Here is a 19,142-nt window from a genome sequence, read left to right on the forward strand (position 1 = left end):
GGACTGGACGATCGACGTATCGTCGAACCGTGGCCGAGGGCACCGGACTCGAGGTCCGGCCGATCACCGCGGAGGATGTCGACCAGGTCGCACGGTTCCTCGCCGCGGAGCTCAACAGTCGGCTCTCCGCCGAGACCTGGGCCGCGGCGATCGTGCCGCCCTGGCCGGTCACCGCACCGAATCACGGCTTCCTGCTGGCCGACTCGGGGCGGGTGGTCGGCGTCCAGCTCGCGATCTACTCCGAGCGGATGATCATGGGCCGGGCCGAACGGTTCTGCAACCTCGCCGCCTGGTGCGTCCTGGACGACTACCGCCTGCACGGGGTACGGCTGCTCCGCTCGGCCCTGGCCCAGCCGGGCTACACGTTCACCGACCTGTCACCGAGCGGTTCGGTGATCGCGGTGAACCAGCGGCTGAAGTTCACCGAGTTCGACACCCGGTCGGTGCTGCTGCCCAACCTTCCGTGGCGGGCGAACCGCTCGATCGCGATCACCGCCGAGCCGGTCGCCCTGACCGCCGCGCTGACCGGGGACGAACTCCGCTACTACCGCGACCACCGTGATTGCCTCGCCGCCCGGCAGGTCCTGATCACGCACGGCGGCGAGAACTGCCTGGTCGTCTACCGGCGGGATCGGCGGAAGGGGATCTCCGCCTTCGCCTCGATCCTGTACGCGAGCCGGCCGGACCTGCTCCGACGGGCGCTGCCCGACCTGCGTGCCTATTTCCTCCGGCGGGACCGGCTGATCGCGACCCTGGCCGAGGTGCGCCTGGTCGGCCGGCCACCGGGAGCGGTCGATCTGCCGGCGACCCGGCGCAAGATGTTCCGGTCGGACCACCTGACCGCGGAGCAGGTCGACTACCTCTACAGCGAGTTGACCTGCGTGCCGTGGTGAGCCGCGGTTGCCAAGCTCACCGCGGACCGTTATCGTGCCGTTATATTCCGGTGCTGAGCGTACGAGCCGTTCGGCGCCGGGGCTCGTAGATGCAGTTGTGGGGGCTTCACAACTGACAGTTTCAGTGTCGATCCCGGGGTCGCCCGGGCGATGCTGCATGCTGTCGAGAAGGGGAAGGCCTCATGCAGATTCGATCTGCACGCTTCGTCAGGAAACGTCGCTCCGTCCGATCCCTGCTGGCGATCGCCGCTCTGTTCGGCGCCAGTACGGGTCTCGTCATCACCAGCACCGTCGCGGCCGTTCCGGCCGACCGGGCCGCCGAACCCGCTGTCGCGGATGCCGCCTCGGGTGAACGCCCGCCGTACCGACTGCCCGGCAACACGGACCGGAACCAGTCCGACCAGCCGGCGCCGGACCACAGGCGGACCGAACGGCCGAGTGCCGGCCAGGACCGTTCCGAGTGGTCGCATTCCGACCGGGACCGCTCGGGCCGCCGCCTCGCTCACCTCGATCTCGGACTCCGGTTCACCGTGTCGGCCGACGGCTCGATCGTCGGGTTGCGCTACCTCCGCGGCGAGGAGAGCGCGACCAGGCACGGCACCCTCCGCGACCAGTCCGGCAAGCCGCTGGCCCGGGTCGAGTTCCGCGGCGCCGGGTCCGGCTGGCAGTACGCGAAATTCGACCGGGCCGTCAAGGTCCGGGCCGGCCAGACCTTCCTGGCCACGATCCGCGCCGGCTTCCGTACCGACGCGGAACGGAGCGCCGTCATGGCGCTGTTCGATCATGGTCGGCTGGACACCGGCAAGCTCGAGAACGCGGCCGCCGTGCTGCGCCTTCGCGGCGACTGGCGCACGGTCGGCTCCGACCGGACCGAGTCCGGCGTGCAGCCGCTGATCCGCGCCGCGAAGCCGACGCCGCCGAACCCGGCTCCGTCACCGAAGCCGACACCGACGCCGACACCGACTCCGGAACCCGCTCCGACGCCGAAGCCCACCCCCACTCCGACGCCGGCGCCGTCCGAGCCGCCGGTCGACGACGGGGAGTTTCCGAACGCGGGCAACACCGGCGTGCCGGCCGGGACGAACCTGCAGCCCTACACCGGCCCGAAGACGATCACGCAGGACGGTACGGTGATCGACGGCAAGACCGTCAACGGTTCCTTGATCATCCGGGCCGCGAACGTCACCGTACGCAACTCGGTGATCAACGGCACGATCGCCACCGACGAGAACTCCACCGGCTATTCGTTCACGATCGTCGACTCCGAAGTCAGGGTCGGGGACCGGGAGGGGACCGGGATCGGTGCCGTCAATTTCACGGTGTTGCGGGTCGAGGTGACCGGCGGGAACCGTTCGATGAACTGCTGGAAGAACTGCGACATCCGCGATTCCTATGTCCACGGCCAGTTCCGGGACGAGACCGGTGTCGCCCACGAATCGGGCATCCGGATGGGCGCCGGCGGCAAGATCATCGGCAACACGATCATCTGTGACGCCCCCGACGTCCCGCCCGACGCCGGCTGCTCGGCCAGCCTCACCGGGTACGGAGACTTCGCCGCCGTCCAGGACATGGAGATCCGCGGCAACCTGATCGGCGCCACCACCGGCGGCTTCTGCGCCTACGGCGGCAGCTCCGGCGGCAAACCGTACTCCGACGGCGCCCGGGACATCCGGTTCATCGACAACACCTTCCAGCGCGGCAAGACCGGCCAGTGCGGCTTCTGGGGCCCGATCACCGACTTCGACTCGGGTGCTCCGGGCAACGTCTGGCAGGGCAACGTCTGGGACGACGGAACACCGGTCAAGCCGTCGAACTGACCGGCGCCCTGGCGGTTCGGTCCGTGGCCGCCAGCAGGTTGATCAGGAAGGCCACGGTGGTTGGCTGGGCCGGCGTGCTCCCGGAGAGCACCCGGTCCAGCCAGCCGGCCCGCAGCAGCGGAACGCCGTAGAGCGCTTCGCAGGCTGCGGGCTCGGCCCGCCAGTGTTCCAGCACCAGCGCGGCGGCATCGGCCGCACCGAGTTGGGCCCGCCGGCCCCGGGTCACGCGCTGGTGCACCTTACGTACCATCTTGCGCGCGGTCACCGTGCCGGTCGACAGCCGGGTGAACACCGAGCGGGTGCCGAGCCGGGCCGGCACCAGACCGGAGTCGAGCGGGACCCGGGCCAGTTCCGGGTCGAGCCGCCGCATCAACCGGCCGAGCAGCATCGAGTCGCGCTTGTCTCCGGGGGCGACCGCGAGCGCCAGTTCGACGAAGGTCCGGTCGAACATCGGGTTGATGTAGTGCCGCCGGATCGCGGCGACGGTGCCGTGTACGCCGGCCCAGCGGTGCATCCGCTGCATCAGGTAGAAGTCGTCGGTGGACCGAAGCCAGTCGCCGGGCCCGAAGAGCCCGTGCAGCGTGCCGAGCGTGGTCGCGCGAGCGTGGTCGAGGAAGGCCGGCTCGAAGGCGTCGGCCTCGACGGCCTCGTTGCTGAAGAGTCGCCAGCGAGCCAGCCGATCGACCAGGTGCGGCGAGGTGGTGGCGTGGGCCGGCTGGCCGGCGTAGTAGAAGCCGCGGGCGACCTCGCCGCCCAGCCCGCCGAGCCGATGGCCCTGCTCCAGATGGGATTCGGCGAGCAGCAGCGGCGCCAGGGCCAGTGGGCTCGCCGCGCACTCCAGCTCCCGGGCCGCGGCCAGCGCCAGGGCGTGGGTCTCGGCGGGCGTGGGCCGACGCTGTTCGTCGAGTCGGTACACCTGGTGCGCCATCCCGAACCTTTCGACCAGCTGGGCGGCGATCATGACGTCCGGACTGTCCGGGTTGCCGAGGGTCAGGGCACGGATCCCGGCCCGACGCTGCTCCGGGATCGCCGCCAGCAGGATCCGCGAGTCGTGGCCACCCGTGAGCTGCAGCATGGCGTCCGGATGATCATCGAGGTAAGCCGTCTGCCACTGGACCAGGATGGCGGCCATCGCCTCGACGGCCTCGTCGAGTTGCGGCGCGGTTGCGGGTCGGGCCGGCGGCTCGGCGTACCGGCGCAGGTCCAGCCCGCCCCGGTGCAGCGTCGCGATCGTCGCCGGGCCGAACGTGTGTACGCCGGCGAACAGGGTGGCGTCGCCGATCTGCCAGCCGATCAGCGCCTGCGCTCCGAGGCCGGCCGGGTCGAGCGCGCCGCCGGCCAGGATCGACAGGGCGCGGGCGCTGGTGGACACGGCGGACACGCCCGGCCCGCGCCACCAATAGAGCTGATGGAAGCCCAGCCAGTCACCGGCGATCATGATCGGCGCGCCGGGCGCCGGGCGGTGGGCCGCGGCGAACGGCGGCAGTAGGTCCGTCAGGGCGGCGCCGTTGGCGATCATCGCGGGCAGTTCGGTCGTGGCGACATCACGAGTCCGGGTACGCGCGGCCCGGCCGAGCCGCACCGTGAACCCGCCGGCCGGGTCGGTCAGGTCGCCGGGATCCGTTCCGGCGAAGGCAATCCAGCCGTCGTCGGTACGCCGGAGCGTCGGTTCGGCCGGCAGGGAATCGTTCAGGCAGCCGACCGCCTGGGCCAAGGACCGCTCGTCGATCGCCGGCCCGCCGGGGTCGGAGCTGAGCGTCACTGCGAGAAGAGCCTTCATGGTGCCGCCGTCCGGATGATCATGGTCGTCAGTTGTCGGGTGGGAGGGGGGTTCCGTCGTCCCAGCGGTTGCCCTCCCAGATGTTGCCGGGAGCGTTCGAGTCGAAGTCGGTGATCGCGCCCCAGAAGCCGCACTTTCCGCCCGGGCCGCGTTCGAAGATGTTGTCGATGAACCGGATGTCCCGGGCGCCGTCGGAGAACGGTTTGCCGCCCGAGCTGCCGCCGTAGGCGCAGAAGCCGCCGGTGGTGGCGCCGATCAGGTTGCCGCGGATCTCCATGTCGCGGACGGCGGCGAAGTCTCCGTACCCGGTGAGGCTGGCCGAGCAGCCGGCGTCGGGCGGGACGTCGGGGGCGTCACAGATGATCGTGTTGCCGATGATCTTGCCGCCGGCGCCCATCCGGATACCGGACTCGTGGGCGACACCGGTCTCGTCCCGGAACTGGCCGTGGACATAGGAATCGCGGATGTCGCAGTTCTTCCAGCAGTTCATCGAACGGTTCCCGCCGGTCACCTCGACCCGCAACACCGTGAAATTGACGGCACCGATCCCGGTGCCTTCGTTGTTGCCGATCCGCACTTCGGAGTCGACGATCGTGAACGAGAAGCCGGTCGAATCCTCGTCGGTGGTGATCGAACCGTTGATGATCGAGTTGCGTACGGTGACGTTCGCGGCTCTGATGATCAAGGCGCCGTCGACGGTCTTGCCGTCGATCACCGTCCCGTTCTCGGTGATCGTCTCCGGTCCCGTATAGGCCGTGAGCTTCGTTCCCGCCGGCACACCGGTGGTGTCCTCGTTCGGCAGCCCGTCCGGAGGCCCGCCGGCACCGGTCGACGGTTCGGTCGGCTGGGTCGGCGTCGCCGTGGGTGCAGGTGACCTGTCCGCGGGGCTGGGCGTCTCGAAGGCGCTCGACATCGCGGACTGCAGCCGGCCCACGCCGTAGCCGATTCCCGCGGACGCCAGCAGCGCCGCCACGATCCCCGCGACGGCGAGTCTGCGCCTGGCCGGGCCTTTCTCGATCATGGACGGCGCCCGGCTTCAAGCAGCATCGGCGAGCTTGCCGTCCACGAACGCGACCAGGGTTCCTACCGAGGCGAACAAGTCACTGCCGAATTCATGATCATCGATCATGAAACCGAACTCGGATTCCAGTCCGGCCAACAGGTCGAGGACGGCGAGCGAGTCGAGTTCCGGCAAGGCGCCGTAGAGCGGGGTGCCCGGGGTGAGCGCACGCCCGCCGTCGGGCAGGCCGAGCGTCTCGGCGATGATCGCCTGGACCCGGGGCAGGGTGGTCGACGTGATGGTCATGGTGTCCTTTCAGATCAGGGCTTCGGCCGGGGCCGGGTGGCCCAGGAACGCGGTCGGGCTCGCGGTCAGGCCGTACGCGCCGGCCTGGAAGATCACGATCAGGTCGTCGACCGCCGTGGTCGGTAGCACGACCTTGTCGGCCAGCAGGTCGAGCGGGGTGCAGAGCCGGCCGACGACCGTGCTCACCTCGGCCGGCGGCTCGGTGATCTTGTTCCCGACCGCGACCGGGTAGTTCCGCCGAATCACCTGGCCCAGGTTGCCGGAGGCGGCCAGCTGGTGGTGCATCCCGCCGTCGACGACCAGGAACTGCTCGCCGCGGGACAGCTTGCGGTCCAGCACCCGGGTCACGTACACGCCGCTCTCGCCGACCAGGTAGCGGCCCAGTTCGAGCACCGGGCGGGCCTCCGGCAGCCGGTTGGCGATCGGCCCGTCGATCAACTCCGCGAGGTTCGCGGCGACTCGAGTGAGGTCGAGCGGCCGGTCCCGTTCGCTGTACGGAATCCCGAAACCCCCGCCCAGATTGAGATAGCGGACCGGCGTGCTGCTGAGCTCGGCCAGGGCGATGATCAACTCGACCGTACGTCGCTGCGCCTCACCGAGGATGTCGGCGTTGAGGTTCTGCGAACCGGCGAACACGTGGAAGCCGATCAGGTCGAGGTCGAGGGCGGTGATCAGCCGGAGCAGGTCCGGCACCCGTTCCGCGTCGACGCCGAACTGTTGCGGGCCGCCGCCCATCCGCATGCCCGAGCCGCGGACGGCGAAGTCGGGATTGACCCGGATCGCGACCCGCGGCCGGATGCCCAGCCGGACCCCGGCCTCGGCGACCCGGCGCGCCTCAGTCTCGGACTCCAACTCGAGGGTGATCCCGGCGGCCACCGCCCGCCCGATCTCGGCCGGTGCCTTGCCCGGCCCGGCGAAGCCGATCCGGTCCGGCCGGATCCCGGTGTCCAGGGCCACCGCCAGCTCGCCGGCGGAGGCGACGTCGAGGCCGTCGACCAGCCCGGCCAGGTGCTGCACCACGGCCGGCATCGGGTTCGCCTTGACCGCGTAGTGCAGCCGGATCGCCGGCGGCAGCGTCTGCCGCAACAGCTGCACCCGTTCGGTGATCAAGGAGCGGTCGTAGGCGAAGAACGGCGTGCTGCCGATCCGGGCGGCCAGCCGGGACAGGCCGATCCCGCCGATCGCGAGCTCACCGGCAACCGTACCGAAGTCGGCCGGTCCGGACCCGATGATCAACTCACTCGCGGTCATCCGAGTTCCGTCCGCAGCAGGGCCCGGTCGTACTTGCCGTTCGCCGAGCGCGGCAGCTCGGCCCGGACGATCACCTCGGACGGCACCTGGAAGTGCGGCAGCTCCCGGCGCAGTTCGGCGAGCAGCGCCGAGGTCGTCAGCGGGTGGCCGTTCTCCGTGGCCAGCAACACGATCCGTTGACCGAGCCGGTCGTCCGGCACGCCGAGCGCGACCGCGTCCCGGACCATCCCGGTGGCGTACGCGGCCTCCTCGACCTCGGTCGGACTGACCCGGTAGCCGGAGGTCTTGATCATTTCGTCGGTCCGCCCGACGAAGTAGAGATAGCCGTCGGCGTCGGCGACCACCCGGTCCCCGGACCAGACCGCGAGTTCCGGCTGCCGCCAGCTCGCCGTCGGGCCCGGGACCGGGCGGAACCGTTCACTCGTCCGGACGGGATCGTTCCAGTACCCGAGGGCGACCAGGCTCCCCCGATGCACCAGCTCACCCTCTTCGCCGGGACCGCAACGGGACCCGTCCGGACGGACCACGAGGATCTCCGCGTTCGGAATGGCCTTCCCGATCGAATCCGGGCGGAGATCCACCTGAGCCGGATCGAGGTACGTGGAGCGGAAGGCCTCCGTCAGTCCGTACATGAGATAGGGGTGCGCCGCCGGGAACAACTCGCGCAACCGCGCCAGCGTGCTGCGCGGCAGCCGGCCGCCGGTGTTGGCGAAGTAGCGCAGCCGCTGCCGGGCGGCGTCCGGCCAGTCGAGCCCGGCCAACTGCAGCCAGAGCGGCGGCACGCAGGTCAGCCCGGTGACGCCGTGCCGTTCGCAGAGCCGCGGCACGTCTCGGGGCAGCAGGTAGTTCAGCAGCACCACCCGGGCCCCGGACCGGAACGCCGTGGTCAGCTGGCTGAAGCCGGCGTCGAAGCCGAGTGGCAGCACGGCCAGGATCACGTCGTGGTGATCATTTCCGAGATAGCCGGCGACGCTCTCCGCGCCGGCGATCAGGTTGCGGTGGCTCAGCACCACCCCCTTCGGCCGGCCGGTGCTGCCGGACGTATAGAGGATCGCCGCCGGATCAAGATCGACACCGTGGCCGGTCGGTCCGGCCGGCGGATCCGTGATCATGGACGCGGCCCAGTCGTGCCGCTGCGGCCCGCCGGTCTCGGCCGGCTCGGCCGCCGAGGCGCCGATGACGATCACGTGCTCCACCGTTGACGAGGTGAGCGTCGGCCACAGGGTGCCGAGCCGCTCGGCGGTGGTGATCAGGAAGCGGGCCTCGCAGTCGGTCAGGATGTGCCCGACCTGGGCCGGGCGGAGCACCGGATTGACGGGTACGAAGACGCCGCCGGCCACCGAACAGCCGAAGATCGCCGTCACCGTCTCGAGCCGCTTCTCGGCGAACACCGCCACCCGGTCGCCGGGCTGCAGGCCGAGCCGGGTCAGCAGGTCGCCGGCCGCGGCGATCCGCCGCCACAGCTCGGCGTAGGCCTGCGTCTCCTCGCCGTACGTCAGCGCCGGCCGGTCCGGCAGCGCGGCGGCGGTGTGCTCGACCAGGTGGTGCAGCCGGGTCAGCGGCAGCCCGGTGATCATGATCCACCCCGGCCGAGCGCGCGGTAGCTCCAACCGGCGGCTCGCCAGCGGGCCGGGTCGAGTGCGTTGCGGCCGTCGATGATCACGGCCCGGTCGACGACCTCGCGCAAGGCGACCGGGTCCAACTCGACGTACTCCGGCCATTCGGTCAGCAGCAAGATCAACTCCGCGCCGCCGATCGCCTCGTCGAGGGTGCAGGCCACCGCGAGGTGCGGTCTGGTTTCGACCACCCGGTCCAACGCTCGCGGGTCGGTGATCACCACGTCCGCGCCGACCGACGCCAGCCGTTCCGCGACCTCCAGGGCGGGCGAGTCGCGGATGTCGTCGCTGCCCGGCTTGAACGCCGCCCCGAGCACCGCGATCCGCTTGCCCGCCGGCGCCCCGCCGCAGGCCGCCAGGGCGAGCTCGACCAGCCTGGCCCGGCGGTGCAGGTTGATCGCGTCGACCTCGCGCAGGAACGCCAGCGAGGCTCCGGCGCCCAGCTCCTCGGCGCGGGCCAGGAAGGCCCGGATGTCCTTGGGCAGGCAGCCGCCGCCGAACCCGAGACCGGCGCCGAGGAACTGGCGGCCGATCCGCCGGTCGTGGCCGAGCGCGTCGGCCAGCCGCACCACGTCGCCGCCGGTCGCGTCGCAGAGGTCGGCCATCGCGTTGATGAAGCTGATCTTGGTCGCCAGGAACGCGTTGGCCGCGGCCTTGGTCAGTTCGGCGGTCGCGTAGTCGGTGCTGATCACCGGCGTGCCGTCGGCGACGGCCTTGGCGTAGATCCGGTTCAGCAGGTCCGCGGCGGCGATTCCGGCCGGGCCGCCGGGCACGCCGTAGACGATCCGGTCCGGCGCCAGGGTGTCGGCCACCGCATGGCCCTCGCGGAGGAACTCGGGATTCCAGGCCAGTTCGGCGGCCGGCTCGACCGACCGGATCCGGGCCCGCAACCGGGCCGCGGTGCCGACCGGCACGGTCGACTTGCCCACCACGAGATCGCCCGGCTTCAGGTACGGCAGCAGGGCGGTGACCGCAGCGTCCAGATGACGCAGGTCGGCCGCCGCGCCGCCCGGCTGCTGCGGCGTCCCGACGCAGAGGAAGTGCACGGTCGCGCCGTGCGCCGCAGCCGGGTCGGTGGTGAAGCGCAGCCGGCCGGAGCCGAGGCCGTCGGACAGCAACTCGGCCAGCCGCGGCTCGTACAGCGGCGGCCGGGCCCGGCCGAGCCCGGTGATCTTGGCCCGGTCGACGTCGATGCCGACCACGGTGTGGCCGAGCGCCACCATCGAGGCCGCGTGCACGGCACCCAGGTAGCCGCAGCCGATCACGGACAGGACCAGATCGTCGTCGGCTCCGTCGAAGTTGATCATGGTGCGGTCCGTTCCCGGACGAAGCGACGCAGCTCCGTCTCGTCGGTCAGATCGACGTAACGCCGGCCCAGTTCGTCGAAGGAGGGGGCTGGATGGATCTCGTCCCGGACCTCGTCGGCCGGCCGGCTGACGCCGAACAGCCGGTCGTAGACGCCGACGTACGCGAGCGACTGCGGCCGCCAGTCCAGCGCGGCCGAGACCCGCCGCCGGGCCCGTACCCCGAGGTCGGCGCGGAGCTCCGGATCGTCCAGCAGGACGAGGATCTGGTCGGCGAAGGCCTTGCCGTCGCCGGACTCGACGTAGCGCACCGATTCGCCGCCGGAGACCCGGGTCTCGACCAGGTCGAAGGCGACCGACGGGAGTGCGTACGCCATGTACTCCATCGTCTTGTTCATCGTCGAGACGTCGTTCAGGGGCGTCTTGAGGTCGGGGCTGAGGCCGACGTCGGCGGCGCTGAGATGCTCGGCGATCATGGACCGGTCGGCCCGGCCGGTGAATGTCACATAGTCGTCCAGCCCCAGCTCGGTGGTGCGCCGGCGCAGGGCGGCCAGGCAGTCGCCGAAGCCGAGCAGAGTGGCGTGGATGTCCTGCCGGCCGCGCCGGTGGACCAGGTCGTCCATCACGTCGATGATCAACTCGGTGCCGTCCTGCGGCCCCATGATGCCGAGGTAGACCAGGTTGAACCGGGTCCGGCGGCGGCCGGTCGGATAGACCGGGCGCATCACCCGGGTGTCCGGTCCGCTGCGGACCACCGTGACGTCGGACGACTGCCGGCGGCCGCGGTCGATCGCGATCCTGCGATACGACTCGTTGGTCGCGATCACCCGGTCGGCGATCTTGTACGTCATCCGTTCCAGCCAACGGAGTCCGGCCAGCTCGGCCCGTTCCCGGGCCGATCGCGGAACCCCGAAGCGGGACAGGAAGAGCTCGGGATTGAGATCGTGCTGGTCGAACACGAACCGGACGCCCCGATGGCGCCACAACCAGGCCAGCAGCCAGTACGTGTCCGGCGGGTTGCACGCCTGGATCGCGGTGAACCGGTGCCGCCGCCAGACGGTCCGGGACAGCCAGGCCGTGCGCAGCCAGCTGTAGCTGAACTCCAGCAGGAAACCGGCCAGGCCGCGGGCCTCCGGCGCCGGCCGGTACTTGTACAGGTGCACCCCGTCCAGCCACTGCTCGGGCGGGTCGTCGGGACCCTTCGGGCAGATCACGCTGACCCGGTAGCCGGCGGCCACCAGGGCCTGGCACTCGAGCCAGACCCGGCGATCCAGCGGGACCGGCAGGTTCTGCACGATGATCAAGATGTGCTGGCCGGGGGCGTCCGGGGGCTCGGCCGGGCGGGCCGGCGAGTCCGTGCGGGTCGGGGTCGTCATCGAGTTCCTCCTCGTACCACAGCCGGTGATCCGGCTTCGGGGATGGCGATCCGCGGCATGCCGCTGCCGTCGGCCGGGGTGACCCAGACGTCGGTGACCGTGGCCTCGTCGCCCGGCCGCGAGATCGCGTACAACAGGTGGTCGTCGTCCAGCCACTCGACCTGATCATCGACCGACCGTTCGTCGGCGATCATGGTCTCGGTGCCGGAGGCAAGATCAAGAACGGCGATCCGCCAGACCGGGGTGCCGGTCGAGGACAGCCGCTTCTTGTACGCGATCGCGCGGCCGTCGGGCGACAGCGACGGGCACTCGACGTTCTGGCGGAGCCCGGTCAGCGTCCGCTCCGAGAGCGAGCCGCGGACCAGCCAGGTCTGGCCGCCGACGGCCGCGGTCGCGTAGAACGTGTCGCCGTCGTCGGCGAACGTGACGCCCCAGAAGTTGCGGTTGATAGCGGTCAGCGGGCGTCCGTCGACGGTCGTCCGGAACTCCTCCAGATTGCCGATCCGCTGCGCCCCCCGCCAGATCACGGTCTCGGTGGAGAACGACGACCCGGCGTAGGAATGGCCGGTGACGAACGTGGTGGTGGCGGCCAGGGTGCCGTCGCGGGACATCCGGGCCCGGCTGGGCAGGCCGGCCAGCTCCTGCTCCGCGACCGGCCGGAGTTGATCATCGAGCCGGACCAGTGCGTAGCGGGGCGGGATGCCGCGGCGGGCGGCGACGCAGGTGCCGGCCGTGGCCGTGACGTAGACCCGTTCGCAGTCGACGTCCAGCACGGCCCTTGGTCCGCCCGGGTCGGTGACCGCGACCACGGCGAGCCGGCCGTAGTCGGTGCCGAGGGCGGCGGAGCGGAACACGATGTGCGGCGCGCCGAGCAGGCCGGCGGGATCGGTGCCCGCCGGCCCGGCTCGGCTCGGCACGGGCGCGCCGAGGCTGTTGCGGACCAGGTAGATGCCGGCCGCTCCGAGCAGCAGCACACTGATCCCGATCAAGGCACCGATCCGGGCTCCGGTCGTGATCATGCCGTCACGCTCCCGCGCCGGACCGACGTGGCCAGCAGCCGCCCGGCCACCGGCACCATGAGCAGGAGCGCGCCGGCGACGACGAACAGCGCGAGCTGCTGGTCGGTCAGCTGCCAGAGCAGGCCGAAGCCGACCGCGCTGCCGAACCGCGACACCGCGACGACGGTCTGGGCGGCGGAGATGCCGCTGGCCCGCCGGGACTCCGGCGACAGCTGCGCAGCGAGCGCGCTGAGCACTCCGTCGGTGGCCGCGTAATAGACCCCGAGCAGGCCGACCACCGCGATCACGGCGGGCAGCCCGGCCGGACCGGCCGCGGTGGTCAGGTAACCGACGAGCAGCACCAGATGGCCCGCCAGGAAGAGCTTCCAGCGGCCGAACCGGTCGGCCAGCCGACCGAACGGGACCGCCAGCGCGAGGTAGGTCACGCTGGTCCCGACGAACAGCAGCGGGAACAACTGCGGCGGCACCGAGCCGGCCTCGGACAGCGCGAGATAGAGGAACCCGTCGCCGATCGTGACCAGGCCGAGCAGGCCGGCGGCGACCAGCAGCGTGCCCGGCACCGGCAGCCGCCGGCTCCGCCCGGCCGGACGATGATCAACGGCAGGCTCGGCGGGGGCGGGTGTGAGGGCGGGGGCGGTGGCCGGGCGGAACCGGGTGGCCGGCACGGCCAGCAGCAGCACGGCGACGCCGATCACGGCGAAGGCCGCCGACACGGCGAACACGGAACGGTAGCCGCCGAGGCCGTACGGGACGGCGAAGAGGATCGCGAACGCGAGCAGCGGGCCGATCAAGGCACCGGTCGTGTCCAGGGCCCGGTGCACGCCGAAGTTCCGGCCGAGGGCCCGCGGATCGGAGGCGGCGGCGATCATGGCGTCCCGCGGGCCGGTGCGCAGGCCCTTGCCCAGCCGGTCCAGGGTGATCATGGCGGTGAGCGGCCAGAACCCCTGCACCAGCAGGAAACCGACCCGAGACAGCGCCGAGCCGCCGTAGCCGAGGACGGCGATCCGTTTGGGCCGCCGGGTGGTGTCCGCCCACCAGCCGCCGGCCAGTCGGACCAGTGCCGACACCGCCTGGTTGATCCCGTCCACGAACCCGTACGCCAGCGGGCCGAAGCCGAGCACCACGGTGAGGTAGAGCGGCAGCACGGCGGTCACCGATTCGGACGAGATGTCGGTGAGCAGGCTGACGATGCCGAGCCCGAGCACCGTCGCCGGGATCCGGCGCGGCACCTCGGCGGGCGGCGCGGCGGTGCGCCGGTCCCGGTTCTCGCGCAGCGTGACGTACATCTAGCTCACCCGCGGTTCGGCCGCGACGGCGAGCCCGGCGCCGGTCTGCGCGTGCCGGGTCCCGCAGGCCGGGCAGACCAGGGTCGGATCGAGCCGCTCGCCGCAGCCGCAGACCCAGCCGATCCGCCGGGCCGGGTTGCCGGCCAGCAGCGCATGATCATCGACGTCCCGGGTCAGCACGGCGCCCGCGGCGGCGAACGCGTTGCGGCCCACGGTGATGCCGCAGACCACGATCACGCCAGCGCCGAGGGTCGCTCCGGTCCGGACCAGGGTCGGCCGCAGCTCCGGCCAGTCCCGCCGGATCCGGGCCCGCGGCCGCAGGTCGTTGGTGAAGATCGTTCCCGGGCCGAGGAAGACGTCGTCCTCGACGGTGACGCCGTCGAAGATCATCACCTGGTTCTTCACGGTGACCCGGTCGCCGATCACGGCACCCTGCTCGACGAACGCGCCGCCGCCGATGTTGCAGTCCCGGCCGACCCGGGCCCCGGCCATGACGTGTGCGAAGGCCCAGACCCGGGTCCCGGCGCCCACCTCGTCGCTGTCACACAGACCACTCGGATGGACGTAGGCCGCCGAGCCGGCGACATTGTCCGGCCTCGTCGAAACGGCAGCCATCAGACGCCGCCCCGGTAGAACTCGTGCGCCCTGATTCGCGCACGCAAAAATAGGTTCCTGACGATCCCCATGTGCCCCCGGCTTTCCCAGAACCGCCCGTCACCCCCCGTGACGGCGCACGTCGATAACCAAGACTCCGTGGGTTTGGCCGAGGATAGGTAGGCGGCGTGGTACGCGACGCAGAACGCCTACAATCCCCTCGAGCGAATTTCTCCCCCCGTGACTCAAGGTAGCTGGAGCGTAACCCCTGTTTCGGGGCTCCGCCAGCAGAACCGGTGAATTCGTGGCGACGCGCTTGTGACGGATGGCTTCGGCCCTGCCCGACCAGGGCCGAAAGACCCGGAATCCCTGTCTGGTGGCGGGTCTCGAGGGCGTACGACGGCCGGCCTCGCTGCAGTCGAGGCCCGAGGACGACGACGCTCGGGGCACCGATGGGGGCTGATCTCGATGCCCGGCGATGGTCGTCGACCGCCGTACGCGGTCCGTGAATCCGTCGAAGCTTGCTGCCTCTGCCGGCTGCCCCGAAGCCGGTCAGTGCAAACGTTCAGATGGTGCCGAAACGCTGTGAGCTCGGCTGCAAAATTCCCCCGATTCGTTGAGGATCTCCCTCAGGGCACCCCGGTCGACAGTTCGCGACTCTGCGAACAACCTGGCTGGGGATACTCTCAGGATACCCTCCGTTCGGGAAAGCGCTAGACGTAGGGAAACAATTCACCGGAATCGGAGCAATCGTGGAACCTCGTCGACAATTCCGGAATTCCATAGCCGGTCAGTAAGGCCACTTTACCTTCTCGGGAATTACGGTGAATGGAAACAACCGAGCCCGGGGCCGCACCCGATGCGGCCGGCCGGCCCGTTTAGGATGACCGTCCATGGCGATGTTCGATCTGTCCCTGGACGAGTTGCGCGACTACCGGCCGCAGGTGTCCGAACCAGAGGACTTCGACGATTTCTGGTCCGCATCCATCGAGGAGGCTCGGGCCGCCGGCTCCGCCGCCGGAGTCGAGGTGACCAGGATCGACAACAAGCTGGCCGTGATCGACACCTACGACGTGACGTTCCCGGGTTTCGGGGGGACTCCGGTCAAGGCCTGGCTGCACCTGCCGGTCGGCGCGACCGGCCCGCTGCCGACCGTGGTGCAGTACCACGGCTACTCCGGCGGCCGCGGCTTCCCGCACTCGTTCACCCAGTGGGCGCAGGCCGGCTGGGCGCACTGGGTGATGGACACCCGGGGCCAGGGCTGGTCCTCGGGCGGCAACTCCGAGACGCCCGACCTGGCGCCGGAGGCCGGGATCAACCACGTGCCGGGCTTCATGACCTCCGGCCTGGAGGACCCGAAGCACTACTACTACCGCCGGGTCTACCTGGACGCGGTGCGGCTGCTCGACGCGGTCCGCGGGCACGCGACCACCGACCCGTCCAAGATCATCGTCACCGGCGGCAGCCAGGGTGGCGGCATCACCATCGCCGCGGCCGGGCTGGCCCCCGCGGCCGGCATCGAGCTGCTCGGCGCGGCGCCGGACGTCCCGTTCCTGTGCCATTTCCAGCGCGCGCTGCAGATCACCGGCCGGAACCCGTACGGGGAGATCACCAACTACCTGGCCGGCTGGCGGGACCGGGTCGACGTGGCCTACCGGACGCTGAGCTACTTCGACGGGGTCAACCTCGGCAGGCGGGCCCGGGCCGCGACGCTGTTCTCGGTCGGACTGATGGACCCGGTCTGCCCGCCGTCCACCGTCTACGCCGCGTACAACTTCTACGGCGGCGACGCGGACGTCACGAAGTCGATCAACGTCTACTCGCACAACGAGCACGAGGGCGGCGGGATCTACCAGACGGCGGCCCAACTCGACTGGTTCGGCGAGCTGTTCCGCGCGCCCTGAGCCTGTCGAAGGGTGATTACTGGGGCTTGATCGCGACCAGGATGTCGCGGTTGATCGAGGAGTCGACGCGGTGGCCGAGTTCGGCGTACGGCCCGCCGTCGACCATGATCAACCCGGCCCGGGTGGCGATCGAGGCGAAGTCGGTCCGGCTCAGCCCGTACGTGTTCCAGGCGACCCCGAGCGCGCCGCCGGGGCGCAGCTGCTCGGCCCAGACCGGCACCGCCTCGGCCAGCAGGTTCGCCGCCGACCGGTCCCGTCCGCTCGCCTTGCGGCCGGCACCGTGGCTGCCGTGGGCGACCCCGTACGGCGCGTCGGTGATCACCGCGTCGAACCGGCGCTGGCCGTAGAGCGCGGCCGACTGCCGGGTGTCGCCGGTGAACACGGTGATCTTGAACTGCCGGTCCGGCCGCGGCGCGATCGTCGCCTCCAGCCGGCTGCCCAGGTGCCGGCCGTCCCGGCGGACCGGGTTGACCGTCAGCGTGTGCTTGATCCGCTTCCGCCGCAGGTAGGTGCGCAGGAACGCCGCGTACGCCTCGAAGGCGGCCGGGTCCAGCTCGACGCCGTTCACGTCGTAGCCGAGCGTCAGCCCGGTGCTCAGCGTGGTGCCGCGCCCGCACAGCGGATCGAGGATCGACGGGCGCCGCGGCCGGTCCGCCCGCGCCGCCGGCCGGGCGGCCAGCGTGACGTTGATCAACAACCGGGTGAACTGCTCGTTGGTCTTGCCGGAGTACTTCGGGATCGTGACCAGGTCGTCGTCGAACTCGTCCGGCCGGTCCAGCCGGACCGGCAGCAGATGATCATCGTCCTTGCGATACAGCGCCAGCGTCGCCGAGCCGAAGCCCAGCGGTGCCAGCTCGGCCGGGTCGGCCACCCGGACCGCCAGATACTCGACGCCGGCCAGGGTGACCCGGTCCAGCGCGGCGTCCTGGTGCAACAGGATCGCCAGCTCGGCGCCGACCAGCCGGGCCGCCTGGTCGGCGTACACCCGATTGGCCGACGGGGCCAGCAAGATCACGTACTCGGTCACGTTCGCACCATCCCGTGGTTCCAGAGCGATGAGATCGGAAGCAGGTAGATGTCATCCCCCATGGAGAAGCCCTGCTCTCCCAGGTAGAACACGATGCCAGCCGCGAACCGATCCCCGAGTTTGCCGCGCAGCCATCGAAGGTGTCGGTCGGCGTCGGCTCGGGGTGACAACGAGGCTTTGACCTCGATCGCGACAATCCGTCCGTCCCTTCCCTCACAGATGAAGTCGATCTCTCGCCCGTCCCGATCTCGGAAGTGGCTGAGCCTCACGTCCTCCGCGACCGCATCCGACTTGAGCAACTCGGTCAGGACGAAGGACTCGACCAATCCGCCGAGAGCCGGGGCGCCGGGCCTCCGCAGGGAAACCGGCGTCGCACCCAACTGCTGCGCCAACAGGCCGGTGTCGGTCAGGAACACCTTCGGCGATTTCGTGAGTCGGGACGTGGCATTGGTCGACCACGCCGGAACAGTTGCGGTGAGAAAGACCGTGTCGAGATGGGCCAGGTAGGTCTGAGCGGTCGGGATCGAAACGTCCAGCTCCCTGGCCAGGTCGCTGTAGACCAGAAGGCCTGCTGATCGTGCGGCAATCAGGCCCAGCAGCCGCTCCAGTAGGCGAACGTCCCGGATCGAGGCGAAGGCGTCGATGTCCCGGGAAATGATCGTCTGAACGTAGGAGGAGTACCAACTGCCGCGCAGGCGGTCCGAGCGAAGCCGAATCGCCTCAGGGTATCCGCCGGTGCAGATGGCCTCGAGGTATGCGTCCCTGGTCCACCGCGAGTGATGTCCGATGAGCGACCTCGGTTCAGCCAGTGCGCGTTGAATCAGGTGCGGCACCTGCCCCGCCGACCGCTCGGCCATGCTCAGTGGCCAGAGGTCGATGAATACCGCGCGGCCCGCCAGGGACTCTGAAATCCCCGGTGTGGTGAGGAACCGGGTCGATCCCGAGAGGATGAACTGTCCAGGCTGCCGATTCGAGTCGACGATCTGCTTGATCGTCCGAACCAGTCGGTCGCCGCCGAGCTGGACCTCATCGATGATGAGTGGCGTTTCCGAAGGCTGGGCGAACGTGGCCGGGTCGGTCTCTGCCACGCGGCGGACGGCAGGCAGATCGAGGGTTCGGTATTCTCCGCCGCGGTGCCGCTGGTGCTCGTGCAGGAGCGTGGTCTTGCCCGCCTGGCGAGGACCGTTGACGATGACGACACGGAATGCCTCGGTGAACTCCTGCAGTTGCGCGGAGGCGAAGCGGGTGACGAGACCTCGGTTGTCGTTCTGGCTCACGGGCCACCCATCTGGCGGACTGTCGGGTGAGATCTGCCGAATCTATCACTTTAGATCTGCCGACTCGCGAATCATAGATCTGCCGATCCCGAAACCTTAGATCTGCCGAGGCTTTCACTTCCGATCTGCCGAGCTCCCGGCTTCCGACCCGTCGAGTCAGAAGTGCTGCTCCTTGGCCCGCTCGAAGGAGGCTCGGACCTCCTTCTCGGCCTCCTCGACGCCGGTCCAGGTGGCGCCCTCGACGGACTTGCCGGGCTCCAGGTCCTTGTAGACGGTGAAGAAGTGCTCCACCTCGAGCAGCAGGTAGTCGGAGATGTCCGCAATGTCGGAGATCGCGTCGTTGCGCGCGTCGCCGGCCGGCACGCACAGCACCTTGTCGTCGCCGCCGGCCTCGTCCTTCATCCGGAACATCGCGACCGCCCGACACTCGATCAGGCAGCCGGGGAACGTCGGCTCGGGCAGCAGCACCAGCGCGTCCAGCGGGTCGCCGTCCTGGCCCAGGGTGCCCTCGATGAAGCCGTAGTCGGCCGGATAGGCGGTCGAGGTGAACAGGGTCCGGTCCAGTCGGATCCGGCCGGTCTGGTGATCGACTTCGTACTTGTTCTTCTGTCCCTTCGGGATCTCGACGGTCACATCGAACGTTAGCCGGTCGCTCACTGCTCCTCCTCCACGCACGCCCGATTAGGATGGCC

At 70.4% G+C, this 19,142-nt stretch carries 16 protein-coding genes; 3 read left to right on the forward strand and 13 right to left on the reverse strand.

What is annotated here, in order from left to right:
* Nucleotides 1-29 precede the first annotated feature (29 nt).
* Together BKA15_RS21575 and BKA15_RS21580 are read left to right on the forward strand one after the other, a co-directional pair.
* Entirely contained in the window at nt 30-893 is an 864-nt protein-coding gene (locus BKA15_RS21575) for a hypothetical protein (protein WP_179754234.1), read from the forward strand.
* A gap of 182 nt (nt 894-1,075) precedes the next feature.
* Nucleotides 1,076-2,710: a DUF4082 domain-containing protein gene (locus BKA15_RS21580; protein WP_179754236.1), complete on the forward strand. Its 1,635-nt coding sequence runs from the start codon at nt 1,076-1,078 to the stop codon at nt 2,708-2,710.
* On the opposite strand, the gene BKA15_RS21585 is transcribed toward BKA15_RS21580, so the two are convergent.
* Genes BKA15_RS21585 through BKA15_RS21630 form a run of 10 tightly spaced genes read right to left on the reverse strand, consistent with a single transcriptional unit; the run spans nt 2,694 to nt 14,263 of the window.
* Nucleotides 2,694-4,490 carry a hemophore-related protein gene (locus BKA15_RS21585; RefSeq protein ID WP_179754238.1) on the reverse strand — a complete coding sequence of 599 codons (1,797 nt, stop codon included), beginning with the start codon at nt 4,488-4,490 and terminating at the stop codon, nt 2,694-2,696. The two genes, BKA15_RS21580 and BKA15_RS21585, sit on opposite strands and share 17 nt — an antisense overlap.
* Nucleotides 4,491-4,518: 28 nt before the next feature.
* Nucleotides 4,519-5,511: a right-handed parallel beta-helix repeat-containing protein gene (locus BKA15_RS21590; protein WP_179754240.1), complete on the reverse strand. Its 993-nt coding sequence runs from the start codon at nt 5,509-5,511 to the stop codon at nt 4,519-4,521.
* 15 nt (nt 5,512-5,526) lie between these two features.
* Entirely contained in the window at nt 5,527-5,796 is a 270-nt protein-coding gene (locus BKA15_RS21595) for an acyl carrier protein (protein ID WP_218871511.1), read from the reverse strand.
* Between the two features lie 9 nt (nt 5,797-5,805).
* Nucleotides 5,806-7,047: a pyridoxal-dependent decarboxylase, exosortase A system-associated gene (locus BKA15_RS21600; protein WP_179754242.1), complete on the reverse strand. Its 1,242-nt coding sequence runs from the start codon at nt 7,045-7,047 to the stop codon at nt 5,806-5,808.
* A complete protein-coding gene (locus BKA15_RS21605) occupies nt 7,044-8,624 on the reverse strand; it encodes an acyl-CoA ligase (AMP-forming), exosortase A system-associated (RefSeq protein WP_179754244.1) in 1,581 nt (526 codons plus the stop codon). The genes BKA15_RS21600 and BKA15_RS21605 overlap by 4 nt, the downstream gene beginning before the upstream one ends.
* The gene (locus BKA15_RS21610) at nt 8,621-9,970 is read right to left on the reverse strand and encodes a UDP-glucose dehydrogenase family protein (RefSeq protein ID WP_218871512.1); all 1,350 of its coding nucleotides are present in this window, start codon (nt 9,968-9,970) and stop codon (nt 8,621-8,623) included. Before BKA15_RS21610 ends, BKA15_RS21605 begins: the two co-directional genes overlap by 4 nt.
* Entirely contained in the window at nt 9,967-11,343 is a 1,377-nt protein-coding gene (locus BKA15_RS21615) for a glycosyltransferase family 4 protein (RefSeq protein ID WP_179754247.1), read from the reverse strand. The genes BKA15_RS21610 and BKA15_RS21615 overlap by 4 nt, the downstream gene beginning before the upstream one ends.
* On the reverse strand, nt 11,340-12,362 hold the full coding sequence (locus BKA15_RS21620) for a TolB family protein (RefSeq protein ID WP_179754249.1): 1,023 nt from the start codon (nt 12,360-12,362) through the stop codon (nt 11,340-11,342). Before BKA15_RS21620 ends, BKA15_RS21615 begins: the two co-directional genes overlap by 4 nt.
* A complete protein-coding gene (locus BKA15_RS21625; RefSeq protein ID WP_179754251.1) occupies nt 12,359-13,648 on the reverse strand; it encodes an MFS transporter in 1,290 nt (429 codons plus the stop codon). The genes BKA15_RS21620 and BKA15_RS21625 overlap by 4 nt, the downstream gene beginning before the upstream one ends.
* Entirely contained in the window at nt 13,649-14,263 is a 615-nt protein-coding gene (locus tag BKA15_RS21630; protein WP_179754253.1) for an acyltransferase, read from the reverse strand.
* A gap of 872 nt (nt 14,264-15,135) precedes the next feature.
* On the opposite strand from BKA15_RS21630, the gene BKA15_RS21635 reads away from it, so the two are divergent.
* Nucleotides 15,136-16,146, forward strand: a complete 1,011-nt coding sequence (locus tag BKA15_RS21635) for an acetylxylan esterase (RefSeq protein WP_179754262.1) — start codon at nt 15,136-15,138, stop codon at nt 16,144-16,146.
* Nucleotides 16,147-16,162: 16 nt separating this feature from the next.
* Here the strand turns inward: BKA15_RS21635 and BKA15_RS21640 are convergent, their stop codons facing one another.
* The 3 genes from BKA15_RS21640 to BKA15_RS21650 form a co-directional block, all read right to left on the reverse strand.
* Nucleotides 16,163-17,173 carry a TRM11 family SAM-dependent methyltransferase gene (locus BKA15_RS21640; RefSeq protein WP_179754264.1) on the reverse strand — a complete coding sequence of 337 codons (1,011 nt, stop codon included), beginning with the start codon at nt 17,171-17,173 and terminating at the stop codon, nt 16,163-16,165.
* Nucleotides 17,170-18,450, reverse strand: a complete 1,281-nt coding sequence (locus BKA15_RS21645) for an ATP-binding protein (protein WP_179754266.1) — start codon at nt 18,448-18,450, stop codon at nt 17,170-17,172. The genes BKA15_RS21640 and BKA15_RS21645 overlap by 4 nt, the downstream gene beginning before the upstream one ends.
* A gap of 156 nt (nt 18,451-18,606) precedes the next feature.
* Entirely contained in the window at nt 18,607-19,125 is a 519-nt protein-coding gene (locus BKA15_RS21650; RefSeq protein WP_179754268.1) for an inorganic diphosphatase, read from the reverse strand.
* Nucleotides 19,126-19,142: the final 17 nt, after the last annotated feature.

Source organism: Microlunatus parietis, assembly GCF_013407955.1.
GTDB lineage: Bacteria > Actinomycetota > Actinomycetes > Propionibacteriales > Propionibacteriaceae > Microlunatus > Microlunatus parietis.

What these genes read in the sequence shown, in the direction of transcription:
- BKA15_RS21580 (WP_179754236.1), top strand. Translation starts at nt 1,076, where the DNA reads ATGCAGATTCGATCTGCACGCTTCGTCAGGAAACGTCGCTCCGTCCGA.
- BKA15_RS21585 (WP_179754238.1), bottom strand. Translation starts at nt 4,490, where the DNA reads ATGAAGGCTCTTCTCGCAGTGACGCTCAGCTCCGACCCCGGCGGGCCG.
- BKA15_RS21590 (WP_179754240.1), bottom strand. Translation starts at nt 5,511, where the DNA reads ATGATCGAGAAAGGCCCGGCCAGGCGCAGACTCGCCGTCGCGGGGATC.
- BKA15_RS21595 (WP_218871511.1), bottom strand. Translation starts at nt 5,796, where the DNA reads ATGACCATCACGTCGACCACCCTGCCCCGGGTCCAGGCGATCATCGCC.
- BKA15_RS21600 (WP_179754242.1), bottom strand. Translation starts at nt 7,047, where the DNA reads ATGACCGCGAGTGAGTTGATCATCGGGTCCGGACCGGCCGACTTCGGT.
- BKA15_RS21605 (WP_179754244.1), bottom strand. Translation starts at nt 8,624, where the DNA reads ATGATCACCGGGCTGCCGCTGACCCGGCTGCACCACCTGGTCGAGCAC.
- BKA15_RS21610 (WP_218871512.1), bottom strand. Translation starts at nt 9,970, where the DNA reads ATGATCAACTTCGACGGAGCCGACGACGATCTGGTCCTGTCCGTGATC.
- BKA15_RS21615 (WP_179754247.1), bottom strand. Translation starts at nt 11,343, where the DNA reads ATGACGACCCCGACCCGCACGGACTCGCCGGCCCGCCCGGCCGAGCCC.
- BKA15_RS21620 (WP_179754249.1), bottom strand. Translation starts at nt 12,362, where the DNA reads ATGATCACGACCGGAGCCCGGATCGGTGCCTTGATCGGGATCAGTGTG.
- BKA15_RS21625 (WP_179754251.1), bottom strand. Translation starts at nt 13,648, where the DNA reads ATGTACGTCACGCTGCGCGAGAACCGGGACCGGCGCACCGCCGCGCCG.
- BKA15_RS21630 (WP_179754253.1), bottom strand. Translation starts at nt 14,263, where the DNA reads ATGGCTGCCGTTTCGACGAGGCCGGACAATGTCGCCGGCTCGGCGGCC.
- BKA15_RS21635 (WP_179754262.1), top strand. Translation starts at nt 15,136, where the DNA reads ATGGCGATGTTCGATCTGTCCCTGGACGAGTTGCGCGACTACCGGCCG.